At 68.3% G+C, this 24136-nt stretch carries 26 protein-coding genes and 2 pseudogenes; 13 read left to right on the forward strand and 15 right to left on the reverse strand.

Going from position 1 to position 24136, the window contains the following annotated elements; translation table 11 throughout:
• From ACZ4TR_RS05905 to ACZ4TR_RS05925, 5 genes are all read left to right on the forward strand, one after another.
• Positions 1-1716: an urease subunit alpha gene (locus ACZ4TR_RS05905; protein ID WP_465285937.1), complete on the forward strand. Its 1716-nt coding sequence runs from the start codon at positions 1-3 to the stop codon at positions 1714-1716.
• Positions 1716-2396 (forward strand): urease accessory protein UreF, encoded by a 681-nt coding sequence (locus tag ACZ4TR_RS05910; protein ID WP_465285938.1) that lies wholly within the window; start codon positions 1716-1718, stop codon positions 2394-2396. The genes ACZ4TR_RS05905 and ACZ4TR_RS05910 overlap by 1 nt, the downstream gene beginning before the upstream one ends.
• Positions 2386-3078, forward strand: a complete 693-nt coding sequence (gene ureG, locus ACZ4TR_RS05915; protein WP_465285939.1) for an urease accessory protein UreG — start codon at positions 2386-2388, stop codon at positions 3076-3078. The genes ACZ4TR_RS05910 and ureG overlap by 11 nt, the downstream gene beginning before the upstream one ends.
• Positions 3075-3773: an urease accessory protein UreD gene (locus ACZ4TR_RS05920; protein ID WP_465285941.1), complete on the forward strand. Its 699-nt coding sequence runs from the start codon at positions 3075-3077 to the stop codon at positions 3771-3773. The genes ureG and ACZ4TR_RS05920 overlap by 4 nt, the downstream gene beginning before the upstream one ends.
• A gap of 117 nt (positions 3774-3890) precedes the next feature.
• Positions 3891-4601, forward strand: coding sequence for a TetR/AcrR family transcriptional regulator (locus ACZ4TR_RS05925; RefSeq protein WP_465285943.1), 711 nt, complete (start codon positions 3891-3893; stop codon positions 4599-4601).
• Positions 4602-4649: 48 nt separating this feature from the next.
• Here ACZ4TR_RS05925 and ACZ4TR_RS05930 read toward each other — a convergent pair whose 3' ends face one another.
• Positions 4650-6323, reverse strand: a complete 1674-nt coding sequence (locus ACZ4TR_RS05930; protein ID WP_465285944.1) for a purine-cytosine permease family protein — start codon at positions 6321-6323, stop codon at positions 4650-4652.
• A 229-nt stretch (positions 6324-6552) separates the two neighbouring features.
• On the opposite strand from ACZ4TR_RS05930, the gene pdxH reads away from it, so the two are divergent.
• From pdxH to ACZ4TR_RS05945, 3 genes are all read left to right on the forward strand, one after another.
• Positions 6553-7230 (forward strand): pyridoxamine 5'-phosphate oxidase, encoded by a 678-nt coding sequence (gene pdxH / locus ACZ4TR_RS05935; protein ID WP_364516771.1) that lies wholly within the window; start codon positions 6553-6555, stop codon positions 7228-7230.
• A gap of 152 nt (positions 7231-7382) precedes the next feature.
• Positions 7383-8672 (forward strand): MFS transporter, encoded by a 1290-nt coding sequence (locus ACZ4TR_RS05940; protein WP_465285945.1) that lies wholly within the window; start codon positions 7383-7385, stop codon positions 8670-8672.
• 24 nt (positions 8673-8696) lie between these two features.
• On the forward strand, positions 8697-9260 hold the full coding sequence (locus ACZ4TR_RS05945; protein WP_465285946.1) for a DUF3558 family protein: 564 nt from the start codon (positions 8697-8699) through the stop codon (positions 9258-9260).
• 3 nt (positions 9261-9263) lie between these two features.
• Here ACZ4TR_RS05945 and ACZ4TR_RS05950 read toward each other — a convergent pair whose 3' ends face one another.
• Genes ACZ4TR_RS05950 through ACZ4TR_RS05960 form a run of 3 tightly spaced genes read right to left on the reverse strand, consistent with a single transcriptional unit; the run spans position 9264 to position 11559 of the window.
• The gene (locus ACZ4TR_RS05950) at positions 9264-10088 is read right to left on the reverse strand and encodes an MBL fold metallo-hydrolase (RefSeq protein ID WP_465285947.1); all 825 of its coding nucleotides are present in this window, start codon (positions 10086-10088) and stop codon (positions 9264-9266) included.
• A gap of 17 nt (positions 10089-10105) precedes the next feature.
• On the reverse strand, positions 10106-10981 hold the full coding sequence (locus ACZ4TR_RS05955) for an MBL fold metallo-hydrolase (RefSeq protein ID WP_465285948.1): 876 nt from the start codon (positions 10979-10981) through the stop codon (positions 10106-10108).
• The gene (locus tag ACZ4TR_RS05960) at positions 10981-11559 is read right to left on the reverse strand and encodes a TetR/AcrR family transcriptional regulator (RefSeq protein ID WP_465285949.1); all 579 of its coding nucleotides are present in this window, start codon (positions 11557-11559) and stop codon (positions 10981-10983) included. The genes ACZ4TR_RS05955 and ACZ4TR_RS05960 overlap by 1 nt, the downstream gene beginning before the upstream one ends.
• A gap of 66 nt (positions 11560-11625) precedes the next feature.
• On the opposite strand from ACZ4TR_RS05960, the gene ACZ4TR_RS05965 reads away from it, so the two are divergent.
• The 4 genes and pseudogenes from ACZ4TR_RS05965 (at position 11626) to ACZ4TR_RS05980 (ending at position 14931) form a co-directional block, all read left to right on the forward strand.
• Positions 11626-12531 (forward strand): aldose 1-epimerase family protein, encoded by a 906-nt coding sequence (locus ACZ4TR_RS05965; RefSeq protein ID WP_465285950.1) that lies wholly within the window; start codon positions 11626-11628, stop codon positions 12529-12531.
• Entirely contained in the window at positions 12498-12989 is a 492-nt protein-coding gene (locus ACZ4TR_RS05970; protein WP_465285951.1) for a GNAT family N-acetyltransferase, read from the forward strand. The genes ACZ4TR_RS05965 and ACZ4TR_RS05970 overlap by 34 nt, the downstream gene beginning before the upstream one ends.
• 20 nt (positions 12990-13009) lie before the next feature.
• Positions 13010-13231, forward strand: a pseudogene (locus tag ACZ4TR_RS05975) (amidohydrolase family protein); the annotation flags it as partial.
• Positions 13232-13302: 71 nt separating this feature from the next.
• Positions 13303-14931 (forward strand): recombinase family protein, encoded by a 1629-nt coding sequence (locus ACZ4TR_RS05980; RefSeq protein ID WP_465285952.1) that lies wholly within the window; start codon positions 13303-13305, stop codon positions 14929-14931.
• 60 nt (positions 14932-14991) lie between these two features.
• On the opposite strand, the gene ACZ4TR_RS05985 is transcribed toward ACZ4TR_RS05980, so the two are convergent.
• The 11 genes from ACZ4TR_RS05985 to ACZ4TR_RS06035 form a co-directional block, all read right to left on the reverse strand.
• Positions 14992-15807 carry a hypothetical protein gene (locus ACZ4TR_RS05985; protein WP_465285953.1) on the reverse strand — a complete coding sequence of 272 codons (816 nt, stop codon included), beginning with the start codon at positions 15805-15807 and terminating at the stop codon, positions 14992-14994.
• A gap of 18 nt (positions 15808-15825) precedes the next feature.
• Positions 15826-16092, reverse strand: coding sequence for a hypothetical protein (locus tag ACZ4TR_RS05990; RefSeq protein ID WP_465285954.1), 267 nt, complete (start codon positions 16090-16092; stop codon positions 15826-15828).
• Positions 16085-16384, reverse strand: a complete 300-nt coding sequence (locus ACZ4TR_RS05995; RefSeq protein ID WP_465285955.1) for a hypothetical protein — start codon at positions 16382-16384, stop codon at positions 16085-16087. Before ACZ4TR_RS05995 ends, ACZ4TR_RS05990 begins: the two co-directional genes overlap by 8 nt.
• Entirely contained in the window at positions 16381-16644 is a 264-nt protein-coding gene (locus ACZ4TR_RS06000) for a hypothetical protein (protein ID WP_465285956.1), read from the reverse strand. Before ACZ4TR_RS06000 ends, ACZ4TR_RS05995 begins: the two co-directional genes overlap by 4 nt.
• A 61-nt stretch (positions 16645-16705) precedes the next feature.
• The gene (locus tag ACZ4TR_RS06005; protein WP_465285957.1) at positions 16706-17095 is read right to left on the reverse strand and encodes a hypothetical protein; all 390 of its coding nucleotides are present in this window, start codon (positions 17093-17095) and stop codon (positions 16706-16708) included.
• 264 nt (positions 17096-17359) lie between these two features.
• Positions 17360-17707: an HNH endonuclease gene (locus ACZ4TR_RS06010; RefSeq protein ID WP_465285958.1), complete on the reverse strand. Its 348-nt coding sequence runs from the start codon at positions 17705-17707 to the stop codon at positions 17360-17362.
• 545 nt (positions 17708-18252) lie between these two features.
• Positions 18253-18801 carry a hypothetical protein gene (locus ACZ4TR_RS06015; RefSeq protein WP_465285959.1) on the reverse strand — a complete coding sequence of 183 codons (549 nt, stop codon included), beginning with the start codon at positions 18799-18801 and terminating at the stop codon, positions 18253-18255.
• Between the two features lie 274 nt (positions 18802-19075).
• Positions 19076-20059: an AAA family ATPase gene (locus ACZ4TR_RS06020; protein ID WP_465285960.1), complete on the reverse strand. Its 984-nt coding sequence runs from the start codon at positions 20057-20059 to the stop codon at positions 19076-19078.
• Between the two features lie 318 nt (positions 20060-20377).
• Positions 20378-20698: a hypothetical protein gene (locus tag ACZ4TR_RS06025; RefSeq protein ID WP_465285961.1), complete on the reverse strand. Its 321-nt coding sequence runs from the start codon at positions 20696-20698 to the stop codon at positions 20378-20380.
• The gene (locus tag ACZ4TR_RS06030; RefSeq protein WP_465285962.1) at positions 20698-20895 is read right to left on the reverse strand and encodes a helix-turn-helix domain-containing protein; all 198 of its coding nucleotides are present in this window, start codon (positions 20893-20895) and stop codon (positions 20698-20700) included. Before ACZ4TR_RS06030 ends, ACZ4TR_RS06025 begins: the two co-directional genes overlap by 1 nt.
• A gap of 362 nt (positions 20896-21257) precedes the next feature.
• On the reverse strand, positions 21258-22244 hold the full coding sequence (locus ACZ4TR_RS06035; RefSeq protein ID WP_465285963.1) for a hypothetical protein: 987 nt from the start codon (positions 22242-22244) through the stop codon (positions 21258-21260).
• Between the two features lie 766 nt (positions 22245-23010).
• Here ACZ4TR_RS06035 and ACZ4TR_RS06040 point away from each other — a divergent pair.
• A pseudogene (locus ACZ4TR_RS06040) lies at positions 23011-24015 on the forward strand (amidohydrolase family protein); the annotation flags it as partial.
• Positions 24016-24136: the final 121 nt, after the last annotated feature.

The raw sequence follows: 24136 nt of genomic DNA on the forward strand, positions 1-24136 counted from the left end.
ATGCCGCAGATCGACCGCGAGCGCTACGCCGAGCTGTTCGGCCCGACCACCGGCGACCGGATCCGGCTCGCCGACACGGACCTGCTGATCGAGGTCACCGAAGACCGCTCGATGGGGCCCGGCGGCTCGGGCGACGAGGTGCTCTTCGGCGGCGGCAAGGTCATCCGCGAATCGATGGGCCAGGGGATGGCGACGCGTGCCGAGGGCGCGCCCGATCTGATCATCACCGGCGCCGTCATCCTCGACCACTGGGGTGTCGTCAAGGCCGACGTCGGCGTGCGCGACGGCCGGATCGTCGGCATCGGCAAGGCGGGCAACCCGGACACGATGGACGGCGTCGACCCGGCTCTGGTCATCGGGCCGTCGACGGAGATCCTGGCCGGCAACGGCAAGATCCTCACCGCCGGCGGCATCGACTGCCACGTCCACTTCATCTGCCCGCAGCTCGTCGACACGGCGCTGGCCGCGGGACTGACCACTTTGGTCGGGGGCGGCACCGGGCCCAACGAGGGCACGAAGGCCACGACCGTCACGCCCGGCGCGTGGAACCTCGGCCGGATGCTGTCCGCCATGGACGGTTACCCGGTCAACGTCCTGTTGCTGGGCAAGGGGAACACCGTCCGGCACGAGGCCCTGCGCGAGCAGCTCGCGGCCGGTGCGGGTGGCTTCAAGCTGCACGAGGACTGGGGCACGACCCCCGCGGCGATCGACGCCTGCCTGACCGTGGCCGACGAGTCCGGCGTGCAGGTCGCGATCCACACCGACACGCTCAACGAGGCCGGGTTCCTGGAGTCCACTGTGGACGCGATCGGCGGCCGCTCGATCAACGCGTACCACACCGAAGGTGCCGGCGGCGGGCACGCGCCGGACATCATCGAGGTCGTCTCGCTGCCGAACATCCTGCCGTCGTCGACCAACCCGACCCGGCCGCACACGGCCAACACGCTCGACGAGCACCTCGACATGCTGGTGGTCTGCCACCACCTCAACCCGTCGGTGCCCGAGGACCTCGCGTTCGCCGAGAGCCGGATCCGGCCGTCGACGATCGCCGCCGAGGACGTGCTGCACGACCTGGGCGCGATTTCGATGATGAGCTCGGACTCGCAGGCGATGGGCCGGATCGGCGAGGTGATCATCCGGACGTGGCAGACCGCGCACGTCATGAAACGGCGTCGCGGTGCCCTGCCCGGCGACGGCGCGGCCGACAACCTGCGCGCGCGTCGCTATGTCGCCAAATACACGATCAACCCGGCCATCGCCCACGGCATGGAGACCGAGATCGGCTCGGTCGAGGTCGGCAAGCTCGCCGACCTGGTGCTGTGGGAGCCCAAGTTCTTCGGCGTCCGGCCGCACGTCGTCCTCAAGGGCGGCTTCCCGGCGTGGGCGGCGATGGGCGACGCGAACGCGTCCATCCCGACGCCGCAGCCGGTGCTGGCCCGGCCGATGTTCGGTGCGAACATCGGTGCGGCGCTGAGCCTGCACTTCGTCGCGCCGTCCGCTTTGGACAGTGGACTGCGCGAGACGTTCGGCATCACGCGGCCACTGGTCGCCGTGTCGAACACGCGGGCGCGGACCAAGGCGGACATGGTGCTCAACGACGTCACGCCGGACGTCCGCGTCGAGCCGGACAGCTTCGCGGTGCACGTCGACGGCGAGCTGATCGAGCCGCAGCCGGTGACGGAGCTGCCGATGGCCCAACGCTACTTCTTGTTCTGATGGACCTCTCGGCGCTGATCCTCGCGGACTCCCGCTTCCCCGGCGGCGGGCACGTCCACAGTGGCGGGCTGGAGGAGGTCGTCGCCCGCCGGCTGGTGACTTCGGTGCGCGATCTGCCGGGATTCCTTTCCGGACGGTTGCGGACGGCGGGCTTCCTGGCGGCGGTCTTCGCTGCGGCCGCCGCCCATGCCGCCGCGCGAGAAGTCCCTGATGGACACTGGGCTGTGCTCGATGCCGAACTCGACGCGCGGACGCCGTCGCTCGCGCAACGAGGGGCCTCGCGAGCGCAGGGCCGGGGGACCGCGCGGGCCGGCCGGATCGCCTGGCCGTCTCCCGTGCTGGACGCGTTGCTGGCGGAGACGCCGCGGCCGCACCACCCGGTGGTGCTGGGCGCGCTGGTCGGCGTCGCGGGCGGGGCGCCGTACGACGCCGCGATGGCCGTGGCCTACCTCGCGGTGAGCGGGCCGGCGAGTGCCGTGGTCCGGCTGCTGGGGCTGGATCCCTTCGCGGTCAACGCCGTCGTCGCCCGGCTCGACCTGCGGTCGGTCGCGGAGGAAGCGGCGGCCGTGGCGGGGGACGACCCGGCGTCCCTGCCGTCGCCGGGGTCACCGGCGTTGGACCTGTTCGCCGAGGCGCACGCCCGGCACCACCAGGAAGAGGTGCGTCTCTTTGCCAGCTGAGCACGGACACGGGCACGGCCACGTCCACCCGGTCAACTTCGACCCGACGGCCGCCGAGCCGGACCACTACGACGCGGCGCCGGCGGCCGGGCGCGCGTACCGGATCGGCATCGGCGGCCCGGTCGGGTCGGGCAAGACGGCGCTGACCGCGGCCCTGTGCCGCGCGCTGGGCGACGAGGTGAACCTCGCGGTCGTCACCAACGACATCTACACGACCGAGGACGCGGACTTCCTGCGCCGGGCCGGAGTCCTGGACCCGGCCCGGATCGAAGCGGTGCAGACGGGTGCGTGCCCGCACACCGCGATCCGCGACGACATCACCGCGAACCTGGACGCGGTCGAGCGGCTGGAGGAGAAGTTCCCGGCGCTGGACCTGGTGATCATCGAAAGCGGCGGCGACAACCTGACGGCGGTGTTCAGCCGCGGGCTGGCCGACAGCCAGATCTTCGTGGTGGACGTCGCGGGCGGTGACAAGGTGCCGCGCAAGGGCGGCCCCGGCGTCACGACGGCGGATCTGCTGGTGATCAACAAGATCGACATCGCGCACCTGGTCGGCGCGGACATGGACGTGATGACGTCGGACGCGCACCGGATGCGGGGGCCGCTGCCGGTCATCACGCAGTCCCTTGTGGACACCCCGGACGCACCGGCGGTCGCGGAGTGGGTGCGTTCGCTGCTGTGAAGGCCCACGCCCGGCTGACGGCGTGCTTCGACGGCACGCGGACGGTGCTGCGCGAGCTGCGGTCGATGGCGCCGCTGACGCTGTTCCCGCGCCGGGGCCGCGGTCCGGTGGCGGTGGTGCACCTCGTCAACTCGGCGACGACGCCGTTGGGCGGGGACGACCTGCTGCTTTCCGTCCACGTCGGGCCGGGTGCCTCTCTGCGTCTCTCCGGGGTCGCGGCCACGCTCGCTCTGCCCGGTCTTCACGGCGAGGGTTCGGTGTCGACCGTTTCGGTGGTCGTCGAGGAGGGTGGCTCGGTGGAGTACCTGCCCGAGCCGACGGTGATCACCGCGCGTGCCCGGCACACGGCTGTGTTCCGCGCTTCCCTCGCGGCCGACGCCTACCTGCACACGCGGGAAGTGCTGGTGCTGGGGCGGGCCGGGGAACGCCCGGGGTCGCTGACGACGTCTTCGCACGTGACGCGGGGTTCCGCGCCGGTGCTGCGCCAGACGTTGTCGATCGGCGATTCCACTTTGGACTCCAGCCTGGCGGTGCTGGCGGACCGCCGGGTGCTGGCGACGGACCTGGTGGTCGGCGGCCCGGACCTGCCGGCGGCGTCGGGTGAGTGGTGGTCGCGGACCCCGCTCGCCGCGGGCGGCACGCTGACGACGTCCCTCGCGCCGGACGCGGTGACGGCCCTGCGCCCCTTCGCCTGACCCGTTCGCCGGAGAAGACCCCCTGCGGCCTCTCCGGCGAACCGTTGGTAATCGCGATTTTCACAAAGTAGTCACCCGGGTAGGATCTGGCAATCCCTCGGAAGGAGGAGAGAACCGGTGGCTCGCACGTACGGCGGCGTCGCACCCGAGCAACGCCGTGCCGATCGCCGTGCTCGCCTGCTCACGGCCGGCCTCGAGCTCTTCACCTCGACCGGCTTCCGGCACACGAAGATCACCGACGTGTGCGCCCGCGCCGGCGTGTCGACGCGGAACTTCTACGAGGAGTTCGCCGGCAAGGAGGACGTGCTCCGCACCCTCCACGACCAGATCAACAGCCTGGCGCTCGCGCACGTCACCGCGGAGCTCGACAAGGTCGCCGACGCCGACGCGCTCACCCGCATCTCGACGCTGCTGGACGTTTTCATCGCGACGGTCACCGTGGATCCGCGGATGCCGCGCCTCAACTACGTCGAAGCGGTCGGCGTGAGTCCCGAGCTCGAGGCGCAGCACCAGGTGTGGGTCGACCGCTGGGCGAACTTCATCGCCGCCGAAGCGACCCGGGCCGCGGAGCACGGTGTCGCGCCCAAGCGGGACTACCGGCTGACGGCGATCGCGCTGGTCGGGGCGGGGACCGGGCTGCTGCGGGAATGGCAGGCGCACGACCCGCCGCTGCCGGTCGAAGAGATCGGCGCGGAGTTCCGGGCGATGATGCTGTCCGCCATCATGCGGCCGGAAAAGATCTTGGAACTGCCGGGCAACCCCGGCGCCCGCTCCGGCGTGGAACAGTCAAGCCGGGCGGGGGCACGGGGGGACGCCCGGCGAACGTGAAGGCCCGCTCACCCGCTGCGGACGCGGGTGAGCGGGCCTTGACGGACTTTACGCCTGGCGCGGCGCGGGCAGCCCGAGCGGAACCGGGCCCGTCGTCTGGCAGACGTCGTGGCAGGTGTTGTCGAGCGTGCAGCACAGCGAACAGATCGGGCCGTCCTGCTTCGCGCAGTCGGCGACGTCCGGCAGTTCGTACGGATCGCCGCAGACCGAGCAGGCGTGCGTCGCCCGCAGGTCGGCGTCGACGTCCGGGCCGGCGACCGTGTTCGGCCGGGCCAGGTAGTACTTCCCGCGGGTGGCCACGGCCAGCGCCGGCACCAGCACGACGGCGATGACCAGGGCGAGCAAGGGGCTGAACGCGGCCAGGAACTCGCCGAACGCCCCGAAGTACGCCGCGATCGACACCGTCGACGCGACGACCATCGAGCCGAACCCGACCGGGTTGATCTTGTGCAGGTACGCCCGCTTGAACTCGATGTACTTCGGCGAGAGCCCCAGCGGCTTCGCGATCACCAGGTCCGCGCACACCGCGCCGATCCACGCGATCGCGACGTTCGAGTAGAAGCCCAGGATCTTGTTCAGGAACCCGAACGCGCCGAACTCCATCAGCGCGAGCGCGATCCCGCAGTTCACGAGCACGTACCAGACCCGGCCCGGGTGCTTGTGCAGCACGCGGGAGAAGAAGTTCGCGAACGACAGCGAGCCGGAGTACGCGTTCGTCGTGTTGATCTTGATCTGCGAGACGACGACGAACAGCGCGGCGAACGTCAGCGCCACCGGGCCGAGCGCGGGCTTGACCGCCTCGAGGTACGGCGCGATCGGTTCCAGCGCGTGCGTCTTCCCGACGACGCCGAGGGCGAGGAACGCCAGCAGCGCGCCGCCGATCTGCTTCGCGGCACCGAGGATCACCCAGCCGGGTCCGGCGGCGAGCACCGCGGTCCACCAAGCCCGCTTGTTCTCCGCCGTCTTCTCGGGCATGAACCGCAGGTAGTCGGCCTGCTCGCCGATCTGCCCGATCAGCGACAGCGCGACGCCCATGCCGAAGCCGAACCCGACGGCGGAGAACCCGGCGCCGGCGCCCTCGGTGCCCGCGAAGCGGGTGAACTCGGCGAACTTGCCCGGCTCGCGGACCAGCACGACGATGAACGGGAGCACCAGGCCGGCGATCCACAGCGGCTGCGTCCAGGTCTGCATCTTCGCGACCGCGCCCATGCCGTAGAGCGCGAAGGGCAGCACGATCAGCGTCGCGAGGAGGTAGCCGATCGGCAGCGGGATGCCGAGGGCCAGCTCGAAGGCCTGCCCCATGATCGAGCCCTCGAGCGAGAAGAAGATGACGGTAAAGCTCGCGTAGACGAGCGACGTCAGCGTCGACCCGAAGTAGCCGAAGCCGGCTCCGCGGGTCAGCAGGTCCATGTCCACTCCGGACTTCGCGCAGGCGGCCGCGATGGGCACGCCGGTCCCGAAGATGACGACGGCCGCGGCGAGGATCGCGAGGACCCCGGACGTGAAGCCGTAGGAGAGGACGATGCTGGCCCCGATCGCGAAGTCGGCGAGGTAGGCGATGCCGCCCAGCGCCGTCGTCGCGACCACGAACGGTGACCATTTCCGGAACGAATGAGCGGCGAACCGCAGTGAGTAGTCCTCGCGGTTTTCGTTGGCCGCGAGCGGGGCGTACCGGCGTTTCGGTGGGGCGCTTTCTTCGGCGTTCGACAGGGTCTCGGTCATGCCTGCCTCCGGGGTGGTGGGGAACGGGCCGAAGGTAGGTGCGTCCTGTATCGATCCTGGTCCGGCGGGTAACGCGGGGGTTACGGCTTGTTGTCCAGCGGTTACGGGCTGGTGGCGCCGAGGTCGTGGCGGGTGTCACCGTTCAGTGGGTTCCGCCGCAGCTCGGAAGGCCCTAACGTGCCTAAGGCCGAAGTCGACTGATGCCCCGACCGGGCGTGGAGGTTTGGCGATGATGCCGGAGATCAAGGATCAGGTGGAAGACGCCGTGGTTCGCCTGCCCGGAATGCGCGTGGCCTACGACGGTGCCGCGTTCGACGAATCCGCGCTGGCGGCCACCTGGACCGATCAGCTGCAGGGCTGGCTGAACCAGGCAGTCGCGGCCGGGATCGCCGAACCGAACGCGATGGTGCTGGCGACGGCGGACGCCGAAGGCCGGCCGTCGTCCCGCACGGTGCTGTGCAAGGGCCTCGACGAGCGCGGAGTCGTGTTCTACACGAACTACACGTCGGAGAAGAGCCACGACCTGACGGCGACGCGGTACGCGTCGGTGACGTTCCCCTGGTACGCGCTGCACCGCCAGGTCCACGTCCGCGGCGAGGTCGAAAAGGTCGGCGTCAAGGAGACGGCGGAGTACTGGGCCCAGCGTCCCCGCGGTTCGCAGCTGGGGGCGTGGGCGTCCCCGCAGTCCCGGGTGGTCGACGGCCGGCGGGCGTTGGACAACGCGCTGAGCGGCATCGAGCGCCGGTTCGCGGACGTGGAGCAGATCCCGGCGCCGCCACACTGGGGCGGCTGGCGGATCCGGCCGGATCTGGTCGAGTTCTGGCAGGGGCGCGAGGACCGCATGCACGACCGGCTCCGGTACGTCCGGAACGACGACGGGTGGACCATCGAGCGCGTGGCTCCCTAGGTTTCCAGCGCCCCAAGGCGGCCTTGGTTGCGTCTCACGCACCGAAGGCCGCCTTGGTTGCGTCTGACGCACCGAAGGCCACATTGGGGCGCTCTCCCGGGCGACGGAAATCACGCGACCCCAGATAGTTAGCCGAGCTAAACTCATCCGTTGTGACCTCTGAGCCCGAGACCTTGCCGCCCCGTCGAAACGGTGTCCGCAAGCTCCTCGGGCGCATCATCGTCGACACCCGGCCGCTGAAGATCCCGGCCTTCCGGCGGCTCTGGCTGTCCACTGTGGTCACCGCCGTCGGTACCCAGCTGACCGCCGTCGCCGTGCCGAAGCAGGTCTTCGACCTCACCGGGTCCTCCGCCTACGTCGGTCTCACCGGGCTCGTCGCCCTCGTGCCGCTGCTGGTCTTCGGGCTCTGGGGCGGCGCCGTCGCCGATGCCGTCGACCGGCGGAAGCTGCTCGTCGTCACCAACGTCCTCGTCGCCATCACCTCCGCGCTGCTCTGGCTGCAGGCGTTCCTGAACTTCGGCTCGGTGTGGCTCGTCCTCGCTCTCCTGGCTGTCAACCAGGCGCTCTTCGCGATCAACATGCCCACCCGCGGCGCCGTCGTCGCGCGGCTCGTGCCCGGTGAGCTGCTGCCGTCGGCCAACGCGCTGAGCTCGACCATGTCGACCTTCGGCGCCGTCTTCGGGCCGCTGCTCGCCGGGGCGCTCATCCCGGTCCTCGGCCTCTCGACCCTCTACCTGATCGACGTCGTCGCCCTCACGATCACGCTGCTCGCGGTCTGGCGGCTGCCGGCCCTCCCGCCGCTCAACGGCCCGTCCCGGCGCGCGGGCGTCAGCGACGTCGTCGAGGGCTTCCGGTACCTCGCGACGAAGAAGGTGCTGCTCGCCTCGTTCGTCGCCGACATCATCGCGATGGTCTTCGGCATGCCGCGCGCGCTGATCCCGGAGATGGCCGAACGCACGTTCGGCGATCCACCCGGCGGTGGCCCCGCGCTCGGCTGGCTCTACGCCGCCCTGCCCGCCGGCGCGATGCTGATCGGCCTGTTCTCCGGCTGGCTCACCCGCATCCAGCGCCAGGGCGTCGCGGTCGTCATCTCGATCTGCGCGTGGGGCGCGGCGGTGGCGGCGTTCGGGCTCGCGCACTCGCTGTGGCTCGCGGTCCTCTTCATGGCGGCGGCCGGCGCGGCCGACATGGTCAGCGCCGTCTACCGGATGGCGATCCTGCAGGTCGCGACCACCGACGAGATGCGCGGCCGGCTCCAGGGCGTGTTCACGGTGGTGGTCGCCGGGGGTCCGCGGATCGCCGACCTGGTCCACGGCTGGGGTGCGGCCGCGTTCGGCACGGCGGCCGCGGCGAGCGTCGGCGGCTTGCTGGTCATCGTGGCGGTGTGCGCGTCGATGTTCCTGCTCCCGGCGTTCTGGCGATACCGGGCGCCCACGGCATAGTCCGTTCGGACTAGGGTGCCCGGTATGCGTACCCTCGCCGTCGTTTTGGTCGCTTTTGCCGCATTGACCGCCTGCTCCTCGGGCGACGAGCCGTCGAAGACGCCTTCGCCGTCGAAGCCCTCGTCCGCACCCAAGCCGAGCTCGAGCGCCGGCCCCGCCGCGGCGGCGGCGCTGGACCCGTGCAAGCTGCTGCCCGCGGCCGCGGTGTCGAAGGCGCTGTTCCTGGACAACCTCCAGGCGGTGGCGGGCCCGGTCCAGGACACCACCGCCAACGGCGGCAAGGCCCGCAGCTGCGAGTACCAGCTGAACGGCAAGGCCGCGGGCGCGCTCGCGGTGACCCGCTACGAAGGCCGCGAGGGCAAGCCGGGCGAGATGGTGGCCTCGATCAAGAAGGCGAAGCCGGGCGCGAAGGACGTCGCCGGCTTCCCGGACGGCGCCGTCTACTACGTCGACGAGCAGAAGACGGCCACCCTCGCCTCGGCGGAGCTGGTCTCGGGCACGCCGGTGCTGGTCAACTACACCGGCCCGGCGAAGATGACGCCGGAGCAGATGGCGCCGCTGGTCAAGCAGGCTCTCGACGCGAGCTGACGCTCACCGGCGCAGGGCCGCCAGCTCCACGGGGCTGTGCGCCGAGAACACCGTGACCTCGTCCTGGTGTTCGCGTGCGAGTTCGTACAGCCGCGCGAGGTTCGCCAGCCGCGCCTTGCGGTCCGACTGGACGAGGTTCTGGAACGCCGTCATGCCGGGCGGGCAGTGCGGCGCGACCGGGTCGAGCTGGCCGTGGAAGAAGTACGCGTCGCCGGCGTGCAGCAGCCAGCCGTCGCCCGTGTCGACCGCGACGCCCGTGTGGCCGCGCGTGTGGCCCGTGAGCGGGACCAGCAGGATCTCCTCCGGCAGGCCCTTGAGCGACCGGACCGCCTCGAAGCCGAACCACGGCTCGCCCAGCTCGTCGTACGTGCTCCACAGCGGGCGGTGGGCGAACTGCGCCGCGCGGTAGCGGTTCTTCTCGGCCGCGTTCGCCGGGGACGTCGCCGCCCGGTGCTCCTCGGCACGGACGTGCACGACGGCGTTCGGGAAGTCCGCCAGCCCGCCCGCGTGGTCGACGTCGAGGTGGGTCGCGACGATGTGCCGGACGTCGGCGGGGTCGAGGCCGAGCGCCCGGATCTGCGCGACGGCCGTCTCGGCGGCTTCCAGCCGGGCGCCGACCATCGCCATGAACGGCCGGCCCAGCCACTCGCCCGGGCGGGCCACGGCCTGGGCGCCGAACCCGGTGTCGACCAGCACCAGGCTGCTGCCGGTCTCGATCAGCAGGCAGTGCGCGACGAGCTCGGCCCGCCGCAGCAGGCCGGGCTCGCCGTCGAGCAGCTTGCCGCCCGCCGGACGCATCGATCCGCAGTTCAGGTGGTGCACCTTCATACCCTGCTCCTGCTCGTTTATCGGGGGTCCGGGTGGCGAAGCCCCCGGCCTGGGGCGAAGCCCCGGTTGGCACTGGAGCTCAGCCGGCGGAACTCGGTCTCGTCGTGCGCGGCGAAGACGGTCACCTCGTCGCCGTGCTCCTGCACAAGCTGGCGCAGGCGGCGCTGATTGTCCAGCCGGGCACCCTTGACCGTCTCCACGCGGCCCTCGAACCACTTCAAGCCGGGCGGGCAGCGCGGGGTGGCGTCGACCTGTCCGTGGAAGAAGTACGAGTCGCCGGCATTGAGCAGCCAGCCGTCACCGGTGTCGACGGCGACGCCCGCGTGGCCGCGCGTGTGCCCGGAGAGCGGGGCCAGCAGGATCTCCGGCGGGAGGCCGTCGAGCTGCCGGACCGCGTCGAAGCCGAACCACGGTTCGCCGGTGTCCGCATAGGACGTCCACTGTGGACCATGGGCGAACTGGATCGTGCGGTAGCGGCCGCGTTCGGCGGCGTCACGCGGTTCCCGGAACGCCCGCAGCTCCTCGGCGTAGACGTGCACGCGTGCCCACGGGAAGTCGATGAGCCCGCCGGCGTGGTCGAGATCGAGGTGGGTCAGCACGATGTCGCGGACGTCGGCGGGGTCGAAGCCGAGCGCGCGGACCTGGGCGATCGCGGTCTGCGCGGGATCTTCGACCGGGTTCGACTGGCGGACGAAACCCGCGCCCAGCCAGGCGTTCCGGTCGACGGCGGCCGGTGTGCCCATGCCGGTCTCGACGAGCACGAGTCCCGTGTCCGTCTCCAGGAGCAGGCAGTGGCAGACCATGGTGGCGCGCCGGAACAGGCCCGGCCGCCCGTCGATCAGCCCGCCGCCGAGCGGGCGCAGGGTGCCGCAGTTCAGGTGGTGGACGCGCATCAGGAGAACTCCCGGTCGAGGGTGGCGTGCAGGTGGGTGGCGACGGCGCGCAGCGGCGCGAGGTCACGGCGGGTGCGGGCCAGCAGCAGGCCGCCTTCGATCGCGGCGAGCACCACGGTGGCCAGCTCGTCCGATCGTTCGGCGGAAAGCCGTTGTGCGCCGAAGTAAGCGGCCAGCACTTCGTGCCACGACGAGTAGCCGGCGGCGCAGGCTTCGCGGATCGGCTCGCTCTCCGCGGCGGCGTCGAGCGCGACCGTCGCGAGTGGACACCCGCGCTGGAAGTCCGATTCGGTCAGGAAGCTCGCGAGCGCTTCGACGGTGCGGTCGATCGCGGTCACGGCGTCGGGCGCGTCGCGCAGGATCGCTTCGAGGAGCGCGCCCGTGCGTTCGCTCGAAAGCCGGACGGCTTCGGCGGCGAGCTGCTCCTTGCCGCCGGGGAAGTGGAAATAGAGCGACCCCTTCGGTGCGCCCCCGGCCGTGATCAGCTGGGTGAGGCCGGTGGCGTGGTAGCCCTGCGAGTGGAACAGGTCGGCGGCGGTGTCGAGCATCCGCTGCCGCGTGTCGGTGCGACGGACCATGGCGCCGACTGTAACTCAAACTATGACGACCGGTCTAGTGAGTTCGGGTCTCGGTAAGGTCGTCGCATGGGCAACCCGACCGGTCAGCAGTTCGAAATCACCCGCGGCAACGCGCGCGCCGTCGTCACCGAGATCGGCGCGGGGCTGCGCGCGTTCGAGGTCGGCGGAGTGCCGTACGTCGAAGAGTTCCCCGAAGACGCGAAGCCGCCGAAGGGGGCCGGGCAGGTTCTGCTGCCCTGGCCGAACCGGACCAAGGCCGGCAAGTGGACGTTCCAGGGCGAGGAGCAGCAGCTCGAGATCACCGAGGAGGCGCGCGGCAACGCCATCCACGGCCTGACCCGCCACCTCGAGTGGGAGCTGCTGGAGCACGCCGAGTCGTCGATCACCCTGGCCGTCGACGTCGAGGTGCAGCCGGGCTGGCCGGTGCCGCTGCGCGCGACGGTGACGTACGAGCTCGCGCCGCGCGAGCTGACCATCACGCACGAGATCCGCAACGAGGGCGAGCAGCCGATCGGCGTCGGTGTCGGGACGCACCCGTACTTCCGGATCGGCGACGTCCCGACCGACGAGCTGACCCTCACGCTGCCCGCGAGCCGCGTCCGGCCGTACCTGGGCGACGAGCAGATGCCGTATGCGCCGGAGCAGGATGTGGAGGGCACGGAGTACGACTTCCGCGCCGGCCGGGTGCTGGCGGGCGTCGGCCTGGACACGGCGTTCGGGTCCCTGTCGGCGGCCGACGACGGCACGCACCACTTCGTCCTGGGCCACGAAGACCAGCGGCTGGTGGTCTGGACCGGCCCGGACTTCCGCTGGGCGCAGGTGTTCACCCCGGACGACCTGGTCGGCCGCGGCCGCGCGGTCGCGATCGAGCCGATGACCTGCCCGGCGGACGCGCTCAACACGGGCACCGACCTGATCGAGCTCGAGCCGGCGGCGTCGTGGTCGGGCAGCTGGGGCATCCGAGTCGGGTGAAGCGGCTGGGCGTGGCCGACGCGGGCGAAGTGCTGACGCTGCAACGCGCGGCGTACCTTACCGAAGCTCGCGCGCACGACGACTGGAACCTGCCGCCGCTGCTGGAGACCCTGGACGAGACGCGGGCGGCGCTTTCGTCGTGTTTGTCCTGGGGGATCCGGGAGAATCACCGGTTGGTCGCGGCGGTCCGCCTGACGGTGACGGGCGAGGTCGGCGTGCTCGGCCGGCTGGTGGTGGCACCGGACCGGCAGGGGTGCGGCCTGGGTGGCGGGTTGCTGGCTTTCGCCGAGTCGGCGGCCCCGCCGTCGGTGACGGTTTTCCGGCTGTTCACCGGGGCGAAGAGCGCCGGGCCGCTGCGCCTGTACGCGAAGCACGGCTACCGCGAGACGCACCGGACGCCGGAGAACAACCACGAACTGGTGCACTTGGAGAAGGCCCGCGTGCGGCCGCCCGAGTGAGTTCGTTAGCGTGGCGAACTATGGCGAAGGCAATTGTCGGGGGCCATGTCGTCCCCATCGACGGTGATCCCATCGAAGGCGGCACGGTCCTGATCGACGACGGCAAGATCGTCGCGGTCGGCACCGAGGCGGACGTCGACATCCCGGAGGACGCCGAGCTGATCGACGCGGCGGGCACCTGGGTGCTGCCGGGCTTCATCGACGCCCACGCGCACCTCGGCGTGCACGAAGAGGGCGAAGGCTCGCCTTCTTGCCTTCGTGCACACTGTACCTCAGGGCCCGCCGCTGGGCCGGGAACGAGGAGGTCAGGGGCATGGCGAGAATACTTGGACGTATCCGGCTGAGCCGGGTCACAGACGAGTCCACCTCTGTCGAGCGGCAACGCGAGGCAATCGAGAAGTGGTGTCGGGACAACGGGCACGAAATCGTTGATTGGGCTACGGACCTTGATTTCTCCCGATCCGTGAAGCCGTTCGACGCCCCGAACTTCGGTAAGTGGCTGAACGACCCGGAGAAGGTGGTTCAGTGGGACATTGTCGTTGCCTATCGAGTTGACCGCCTGGGGGCGGGCCTCAAACTGTCTCCGCTTTATCAGTGGTGCTTGGACAACGATAAGGATCTGATTTGCACCACCCAGCCATTCAACCTCCGTACTCCGGAGGGGCGCATTGTCGCCACAGTATTGGCGGAGATTGCTCAGGGCGAATGGGAAGCCACCCAGGAACGCATTCTCAATACCCGCATCTTTCTGCGGGGTGAGGGCCGATGGCCCGGCGGAACCCCGAAGTACGGTTTCTGGCCCGTGAGGAGTGGCGCGGGATACAAGCTGATTCACGACGAAGAGTCAGCCCCGGTGGTCCGGCGAATCGTCGGCGAATACCTGGACGGCGTGCCGCTGGAAGCCATCGCGCATCGGCTGAACCAAGACGGCATTCTGTCTCCGCTGGACCACTATCGGACCCGGAAGATGCGTGCGGCACACGCGGCCGGAGAGGAGTACGTGGGGACGCCTCCGGCGGGAACCAAGTGGGGTCCCACGACTGTCAGCAAGATCGTGCGGTCCAAGTCCCTCATGGGCGAAGTGGTGCACAACGGCAAGACGGAGCGGGACGAAGAGGGAGCCCCGATCACGTACAGCGCCGAACCGCTGATCGATCCGGCCGAATACCAGCGGCTCCAAGGGGAAATTGCCCGCCGGGCCGATGGGAAGACGCCCCGGGAACGTAACACCGGTCAGCTTCTCGACGTGGCCAAGTGCCTGGAGTGCAACGGAAACCTCCACCACCGCACCCAGCGCAAGAGGCCCACGAAGGCAGGGAAGCCGGGCCAGATCTACCGGTACTACTACTGCCCGAACAAGCACACCCAGCACATCCGGGCCGAAGACCTGGAGGGCTACGTGGGCAGCATGTTCCTCATGCTCCTGGGCGACTTCCCGCGTATGCGCCGGGTCTACATCCCAGCAGAGGACCACACGGCCGACCTAGAAGCCGCTGTAAGCGCTCTGGAGGACCTGACGGCCGACGCTGCGGAACTGAGGTCCGAGAGGGCCAAAGCGACGCTCAGGAAGCAAATCAGGGCCCTTGACGCACGCATCGCGGAGCTAGAGGCGCTGCCCCAACGACCGGCCCGGACTGAGCTTCGGCCGGACGGGGCTACGTACCGCGAAGAGTGGGAGCGGCTAGACGAAGTCGGACGGCGGAACCTCCTCCGGGAGTCCGGTATCACCGTGCCCGCCATGTTCAGCGGCAGGGAGGCCAGGGGCCGCAAGGTGATCAGCGAAGGTGAGCTTGAACTGAAGGTGCTTGTGCCGCCGGACATCCGGGACCGGCTGAAGCTCCCAGTGCCCGGGGATCACAAGGGCCTGGCCTACTTCCCGGGGTACCGGGAGTTCATGGCACAGGCCGAAAATGCAGGGATCGTGAACCGGCCGAAGTCCTGAAACGACGGAAAGGCCCCGGCAACCTCCGAAGAGGGAACCGGGGCCTTCGTCATGTGTGGGTCAGGAGGGCCGGATGCTCTGACCCGGGCCCATCGACTTCACGCGCTGAACCTGTCCGTCCGTGACCTCAAAGGTCTGGCGAGACGCGTAGGCAGCCTTCAGGCGCTCCACCTGATCGGCCACGGTGTGAATGACCAGCTTCGAGCCAGCGGCGCGCAGAGCCACCAATCCGCCCGGGGAAACAACATCCTCGTACCCACGCGGCGTCTTAAGGGCCTGCTGAACTCCCCACAGCTCATTGAAGTTCACCGAAACATCGGCCAGCCGAATGAGGTTGAACTCCACATTGCCGATGAGAACACCCTCAGCGTTAGCCGCTCCTCGGATGTACGAAGCGGTGTACTTGACCACCTGGGAGATCTCGGCGAGAAGCACGCGGAGCCGGGCCGCATCGGCAAGCTTGGCCGGATCGTTGGTGCTGTTCAGGTCAGCCGCCACGGAGCGGGAAACCTTCTCTGCCAAGGTGTTGGCCTCTTCGACCTTGCCAGCGATCCCGGACAGGATGTCATCCAGGAGACCCGGCTTCGCGACCGTCCACGCGCGGGCCAAGCGGTCCCCGGCCGTAGTCATCACACCGGAGCGCTTCAGCGCCTCACGGGCGGCATCCTCCGTCGCAATCTGGTCAAGGAGTGCCGGAACATCCTTCGGCGCAACAGTCTTCAGTTGTGCCGTCAAGGAATTCTGAGGGTTCGGACGGGTGTTCACCTTCGTAGCAACCGTCTCGTACACAGCCTGTGCGTCCGTGACTTCCTTGGGGAGCTTGACTCCGAGGACGAGTGCGTCCCGGATATCAAGCTGTGCCTGAGTTACGTTCATTCGTTGTCTCCCTTGGGATCAGCGGTCTTCGGCACGAATGGCAGCGATACGCTGTCCCAGCGCCTGAATGTCTACTTCGGGTTCGGAGCCGGAAACGTCGGCCTCGTTCGCCTCGATGGCCTGATCGATGTAGGCCAGAAGCGGGTTCTGGTTCTCTGCAACGTTCTTCACGTGTGCAGCAACGGAGGCAAGGTCACCGGTCACCGGCTCTTCAGCCGCCTTCCGGAACGCCTCCTGCTGTGTGAGCACCTGGACCAGTTCGTCCATGCTCAAGGGTTCAGTCATCGGAGAATTCCTCGTTTCCTGTCAGGATCACGCGGCCAGCCAAGGTCTCCACCCGGCCATCCGCGTACGTCATCCAATAGGTCTCAGGCCCTTCAGGGGCCTCTACGCGCACAGGGTCCTTGCCCCGTAGCAACTTCGCGCGGTGTTCGAAGATCTCAGCAATCGTGCGCCAGGTCTTCCGGGCAGCGGCTGACTGAGGAGCCTCCAGACGGGCCCGCATCGCGGCGGCGGCATCTAGTGCTGCCTCAGCGAAAAGCTCCCGGACCGGATGCACATCGGCGGTGGTCTTCACTTGCCCTCCAATCGCTTCATGGCCCTGCGGGCCGCTCGGTTCGGGGCGAAACCCCCACCCGGGCCCTCCAGGGCTTCGTATTCGGTCAGGTCCGCGCCTTCACCGGCGCGAGCCCTTGCAGCGGCGGCAGTCAGCAACTCAGCCTTCAGGCTGAAGTGCTCCGCCCACCTGTTGTGGCCCTTGGCAGCAGCAGACTTGCTGTAGGTGACTAGGGTCTTCACCTTCGAATCGCACTCGTCCGCCCACACCAATTCGGCCAAGGTGGCAGCGCGAGGACCCTGGGGCTTGTTAGGACGCTTCGGCATCTCTCATCATCTCTCATCACTTCCAACGGGCACGGGCCGCCTTGCGGGCGGCATCGGATCGGGCAACGGCCGGAGAAACCGGGGTCTCGTCGTCGGACTCCTCGGTTGGCCAGTCGAGCCGGTTCAGCAGAATGGAAACCTGGTTCCGCAACTGGCGAAGCTCACCGATCAACGGGTGCGCGACCCGGCCCCGGGGGCTGGTCACGATCAGCTCCGCGTCGGCGGTCCGCAGTAGCTGAGCCTCTAGGCGGTCGGCAAGGGTCATCAGGGTGCACGCGGAACGGACCGTTTCCAGCTCGAACGGCTCGAACTCAAGACCGGAATCCACCACCAGGGCACGCCACAGTTGCCGGGCACGCTCGTTCAGGCCGTTAGGGGCCCGCTTCGGGGACTTATCTTCGCTCATCTGGGCCTCTTCTCGGCTCAAAACCCTGGATCTGCCAGGGGATACGGGTAGTTACGGGTGTCAAACCCGCTGCTAGGACAGGGAAAAGGCCCCTGAGGGGTACTCAGGGGGCTAGATGCGCGCACGCATCTGCCTGACGGCCGAACCCCTCGGGTGGCGTGAAAACAGGGCCGGGGAGGGCGGAAGCCCCAGGGGTAGGGGGGCCCATTGCTGGCCCTCAGGTCCACGCTCCCGGACTTTTAGGCTCAACATGAGCACGCGTACTCACTGGGGCCTCAGGCCCTCTGAGGGGTGGGCCTCGGGTGGACGCTTGCCCTTGGCCCGCCAGGCTTGGTATCCGGCCTGCCGCTCAGCCTTGGACTTGGGCTTGTGGCAGTCCCTGCACAGGAGCCACAGGTTGTCAGGTGTGTGGGTTCCTCCCTGTGCCACAGGGATTCGGTGGTCTACCTCAGCACCGGGCGCACCACAGCTCTGACAGATGCCTTCGTCCCGTGCCCAGATGACACGGCGCAGAGGCTCAGGGACTGACACGTCACGCTTCTTGCTGGCCCAGGGTTCAGCCACGGGGGTACCTCGTTTCGGGGGAATTGGTCTGGTGTTCCGTGCCGACACAGGCCAAGGATCCCCAGGTCAGAAGGGGGTCGGATCTGGCCGGCTGGAGGCTGGACCTGCACACGTGGTCTAGCGCTCCTGGATCGCCTGCCGGTTCCGGGCCTTCAGCGTCTGGTACTCGGCATCGGCCTTTGCCTCCGGGCTAATGGGCCGGACCGGGTCAGGGCATCGGCCCTGTACCAGGTGGGCATTCCAGCCCTGGGCGTCCGGCCACTCGGTTTGGCACACGGCGCAACCCCAGGTGTTCGAACCGGGGGTGTGCTTCATGCGTGTGGACATGGCTTCTCCAATCGGAAATCAGTAAGAAGGGCAGCCGGAGGAGCGCAAGGCGGAAAGGAAGGAACACCCGCGCTCTACTCCGGCCCTTCAGCTCTAGGCCAGGGAGGAGGTTCCAACCAGAGCTGAAGTGAGTCCGGACCAGGAACGCCTTCACGCGGAAGGTGAGTAGTAGACGCGTCTTACGTCCCTGGTCCGGAGACTAAGAAACCCGGGTCACTTGGTCTTCCCAAGCAAACCGGGCTCATAACACGCGGGAGCCGGGGACATCACACCGTGGCAAGCTCCCGAATCGCTGAGATGGCCTCCCAGTCGGACCGGGCCTCAGACACTGCGGGCAGGAGCTTCTTGCGTAGGCGCTGCCAGCGCTTCTTCGCCGTCTCATGGTTGATCCCAAGGGCTGTAGCTATCCCGGGCAGGAACTCACCCATCACGCTCCGGCCGTCCAGGAGGAGGACCAGGAGGTCCCGGTCCGCGTCCGTGAGCCCATCGAATGCAGGATCGTGGGTGAGAAGGTCCTCAACGGCCTCTGAGTCATCGGCAGTGTCCGAGGCTGCCCATGGGGCTTTCGGCTCCACAGCAAGGCGCTGAGCCCCGGGACGAGCCCTGTAATCCGTACGTGCCAGAGTCAAGACGCCTTCAGCCTCACCCTGTTCGTAGGAGACCAGGCCCCGCTTCTGGGGATCCTGGAACCAACTCGGGTCCACAGGTGGAGCCTTGCCATCGGCGGACTTGAGCAAGGCATTGGCCTGCCGGATCAGGTCAGCTCGATTGCGAGGTACAGGGCCCCCGTGTGACTTCGGTACTTCGTTCAGCATGATTGCTCCATTCGAATTGAAGGCCCGGACCCTTGGCGACCCGGACCCCGGCTCCTTCGGACCCGCCGGGGTGCCGGGCGCTAAGAACCCGGAGGCTCGTTGGCGAGGTTCAGGGAGCTGGACGCCTGGACCATCCGGAACCGAGGGAGGATGGTCCAGGTCGTCAGGGCTCTGGATCTCGATGGCTTGGTTCCTACCTGACCCCCGCCACTGCCCCGGATACGTGCGACGGGGGGGTTTATCTATAGGGGGGGGTCGCAGTGTCGCACCCTGGTCACGCGGCCTCCGGGTACTGCCACCGGCCGTCTCGGTACTCGCCCTTGACGGCATCGCGGGCCCGCTCAAACGCCTTCTCCGCAGCAGCGGCCGACTTCCACCGGCCCGGGTACTCGGTCAGTAGTGCCCGGCTCACAGCGCGCTTGGAGTCGAGCACGGACAGGGTGGGGCTATCCACCACATCCGCGAACAGGCTTCGACGCTCCGCGTAAACCTCATCGGTGCGCCTCCGGGCCGTGGTCGGTTCCCGCTCGTTCAGCAGAGACCAGGTTGCCGACGCCCGACCGAACTCCGCTTGCACGAGTAGGTCCCGCTGCCCGTGGTCGTTGGACTTGACCGTGATGGACCGCGTGAACTCCTCGGTCTTGTCGTGCATGTGGAGGTTCAGCCGTTCCCACGCCTGGTACACGGTCGAACCCATGACTCCGGTAGGCGTGTACCGGCCGGAGATGGCTTCGGTGTTCTTGGCGGAGTGCGCGATCAGGAGCACGGTGCACCCGTTCTCGGCAATCTCTGCTAGTGGCGTGCAGACCCCTCGCGCCGCAGCGTCATCACCAATCGATGCGTTGCCAAGCATCCCGGTCAGGTTGTCGAACACGATCAGCCGGGCCCGGCGGGCTTCGGCCTCGTACATCCGCGTGTCCAACGGGTTCCACTTCGTGATGGCCACGCGGCTGGACTCAACGCCGTGCTCCCTCATGCGAAGCCCCCACTTCCGGGTCTCACCCGCGTCCGAGGACACGATCAGCACCGGGCCGGACTCCACCACCTTGGACCCGCAGAACTCGTTGTCCCCGTTGGCAATCGCGGCAACCATGCCGGACACCAGACGGGTCTTTCCCACCGTGGGCTTGCCCGTGACCGTGTTGGTCTGGGCGTGCAGCAAGCCCTCAATGAGGAAGTCCGGCTCAGTCTCCGCGAGGTCAGCCCAGTACTCATAGGGGCGAAAGGGCGGCCCCCAAACGAGATCCGTCATGGTCATTCGTTGTCTCCCTTAAGCTTCATGCCCTCGGGGAGGGCCTTTCGAGTCACGGCGAAGACCTGGTGTGCCTGCCGTTCGCATGGACCGCAGCAAACCCAGTTGAGGACCTTTTCGGCCTCTGGCAGGGAGTCCACCACCACGGCGGACGGGACCCGGCACCAATGCAGCACCACGAGACGGCCTTTCCGGCCGTCCAGGTGGCCCAGGTGCGGCACAGCGCAGCGAACCCAGCCAGCGGGGCTCCGGTGCTTCTTGGGACAGCGACAGGGCAACTGGGCCACCGTGCCCGGTGCGGACACCCATGCGTGTCGGTCGTACTCAGTCACTGAACACCTCTACTAGTTGCCGTAGGTACTCGTCGTGCGCATGAGAAGGCACGCAAGCCGTGTAGTTGAGGACTCTGCCGGGGTCGCCAGGATCTGTTACGGGGCAAACGAAGCCATGCAAGATCAGATCCCGGAGGCTCGCACGGTTGACCCGCTTGTCCGGCTTCCAGAAGAGCACCATGTGTTTCGGTGTCATGGTCAGTTCTCCGTGTGCAGCAATGGTTGCCGCCGCTGAGAGTCCGTCCGTGGTGTGCTCTTCGATCAGCCGGAACCACTGGAATACGTCCGCCGGGCGGTGGAATGCCTGTGTCATCAGGCAGCCTCAGCTTCCGCGTTGTCGGCAAGCTCCCGGAGGGCTCGCAACGTGGGCTCGTTCGGGACTTCGCGGTGGTTGATGAACGCGCGAACCAAGTTCTCACTGACGCCCATGTGCTTCGCCAACTTGGCCTCACCACCGACCGCCTTGGCGGCCCGGTCGACTACCCGGGCACTCTCATACGTGTTCTGCATGTCTTGTTCTCCGTGATAGGGCAAGGCAAACAGGCCACAGGCGTGGCTAGATGCCTTGCAGGACATGGGGTTTCAACCGGCAGGGTCTTCCCTCTGCCGGGGGCGGCCTGCTTGCACAGGCGGCGAGAACTACGGCTCCCCATGCCCCGGTGCCCTCACGGTGGAGGCAGGCAATGGCCTCCGGGCTGACCGGGTTCCCTTGGCGGGGTTGGTCCGTGGTGCTGGAGATGACTTTACGTGTAGGTATCCGCCTGGCACGGCACGCTACCCGCCCGGGAAGCGCCGAGACCTGGTTCTGACCAGGCAACAGTTACGTTCTGTGTCCGAGTCGTATGTCAAGCGTGTTCACTCGGATGGAGCAATCACGCTGTGATCTCGTCCAACCGATGGTGAGCCTGCCGGAGCCTCAGGGGCAGGGTCGGCGCGTACTCAGGGAGTAGCCGCCGGGCCTCCTGGACCGCAGGACCAGCCGCCGAATCACCCAGTGCCGACAAGGCGAACGCGCGATGCGCCACGTAGTAGCCCGGGGTGTGCCAGGATCCAGGCTTGACCTTGGCCGCCAGGGTGTCAGCCACCCGGAGAGCGCTCAGTGCGTCGGTACGCTGCCCGTCCTGAGCCAGGAATTCCGAGCGCTGGTAATGCAAGTAGGCCCGAAGCCCAGCGTTCACCCGAGGGTCCCGGGCCGCTGCTGCTGTCTGATCGGCCGCTGTGATCAGGTCTCCCCGACGCTGGGACCGGTACGCCAGAAAGGAAAGCGCGGTACTGAGCCGGTTCGGGTGGTCGCCCATGAGCGCGTATTCGCAAGCCTTGTCCAGGTGCCCGCGTGCCTCAGAGCTGTTGCCCACGTTCAGGTTCAGCCACCCTAGGTAGGTCTCCACGTTGGCCATGAGGTCCAGTCCGGCCCGCCTGGTCTCGCCACGGGCTTCCGTGGTCAGCCGGGCAGCAAGGGCCCGCTGAGCCTGGACTGTGGGGAGTACGTCAGCCGCCCCGGATGCGACTTCTAGCCGACGCACGGAGGCCAGCACACCCGCTATCGCTTTGAGGGACCCGTAATCGGGCCTCAGAGGCTCCGCGACAGCCGTGGAAGGCTTGGGGCGCACCAACCCTAGTTCAGTCTCAGTACGGCCCAGGATGGCGCACAGGGCGGCACGCACAGCCGGAGCCGGACGGCGGACCGCGCCACGCTCAATCTTGCCCAGGTGCCGAGCGTCGAACGGGGACAGGCGGTGTTCCCGCTTGCTGATCCAGTCGCGGACGAGAACCGCCAACTCATCCCGGCCCATCGCGGTCCCGGGGTGCAGGCGCGACGGCGTCGCCTCGCGTGCATGGATCAAGAGGTTGTTCGGCACAAGCCCATCGTACGACTCTTCCCCTAACTTACCCCGCGTCTTCTCTCCCGGATGGGGGAGCGTGCGCCGACGCTTAGAAGATGATCCACATATCGCCCGCGTGGGGCCTCACTCTTGTCTTATCCGGCATGTTCGCTCTACCGGTGGCCGTGGTGGTCGTTCCCCCGGTCGTGGAGCGTTGGCAGAAGAGGGGCAGGCCGTGACAGTCCGGCTCACATTCCTCAGGCTCAAGTCCGGCATGGCGGGGGAGAGCCAACGGACCGTGCATCTATCCGAAGCGGGGCCCACCGGACAGCCTGAGGTGATTCCCGAGGGCGTGCGGGTCCTCTGCGGCATCTACTTGCAACCGGGCACGTTCGATCAGCTTTCCGGCATGGTGGGGGCACCGTGCGAAGCTTGCCTCATCAATTCCCCCGGGCCGGATCATCAACCGGCCATCCCACAGGCCCGCCGGGCCCTTCCACCTCCCCTCGCGAAGGTCCCGGCATGAGGAAGGCCCACCTGGATATCCGCCAGGTGGGCCTTCTGCTGTGCTCTGATTCAGTTAGTGGATAGACGGCCGGAGAAGCCTGCCGATCCCGTACAGGAGGGCCAGGAGCAGGCCCACGAACAGGAGCACGCTTATCGGCTGGCCTCCGTTGTCGGCACGGGCCGATCCTGGGGAGCGCTGGGCCGATAGGGTGTGGTCCTGATGTCCTCTACCCAGGCTCTGACCAGGCGTTCTAGGGTATCCATCGATCCTCCGTTTGGTTACGGAAGGCCACCCGGCGAGGGCTGGTCGGGCAACGACACGAACGAGATGACCGACCCGAACGGCGCCCGCTTCCGCGCCGTCGACGGCATCGACCCGTACGAACCCGGCTTCGACGACGCGCTGGCCGGCGGCGTGACGAGCGTCGTCATCAAGCCCGGGTCGGGCAACCCGATCGGCGGCCAGACGATCGGCGTCAAGACCTGGGGCCGCAGCATCCTCGACATGATCTTCGCGGAGCACGTCAGCGTGAAGAGCGCGCTCGGCGAGAACCCGAAGCGCGTGTACGGCGACAAGAAGCAGACGCCGTCGACCCGGCTGGGCGTCGCGGCGATCCTGCGTGAGGCGTTCACCAAGGCCCGCAACTACCAGGCCAAGCGCGCGCACGCGGAGGCCGAGGGCAAGCCGCACGAGGTCGACCTGACGATGGAGACGCTGTCGAAGGTCCTCGACGGCGAGCTGTACTGGGACCAGCACGTCCACCGCGCGGACGACATCGTGACGGCGCTGCGGCTGGCCGACGAGTTCGGCTACAAGCTGGTGATCAACCACGGCACCGAGGGGCACCTGATCGCGGACCTGCTGGCTTCGCGCGACGTGCCCGTGATCCTGGGGCCGCTGTTCACCACGAAGTCCAAGGTGGAGCTGCGGAACCGGACTTTGCGGTCGGCAGGCATCCTGGCGCGGGCGGGGGTGAAGATCGCGATCACGACGGACCACCCGGTGATCCCGATCAACTTCCTGGTCTACCAGGCGGCCCTGGCGGTCAAGGACGGCCTCGACCCGGCGACGGCGCTGCGTTCGCTGACCGTGAACCCGGCCTCGATGCTGGGCCTCGACGGCCGGATCGGGTCGCTGAAGCCGGGCCTGGACGCGGACGTGGTGCTGTGGAGCGGAGATCCGCTCGATGTGATGAATCGGGCCTTGCGAGTGTTCGTCCGGGGCGACGAGGTGTACCACTTCGACGAGACTCTGGGCGAGGGCGTGTCGAAGGACCGCCGCTACCGCGAGACTCGCTGAGTTTCGGACGGCACGCCGGTAACCGGGCGGTTCCGGCGTGCCGTCCGTCTGTCCACGCGAGATGCCCCGGCAATCACGCGCGATGCCCCTCTGATCACGGGAGATGCCTTCCCCAACACGC

Source organism: Amycolatopsis sp. NPDC028719, from assembly GCF_055565395.1.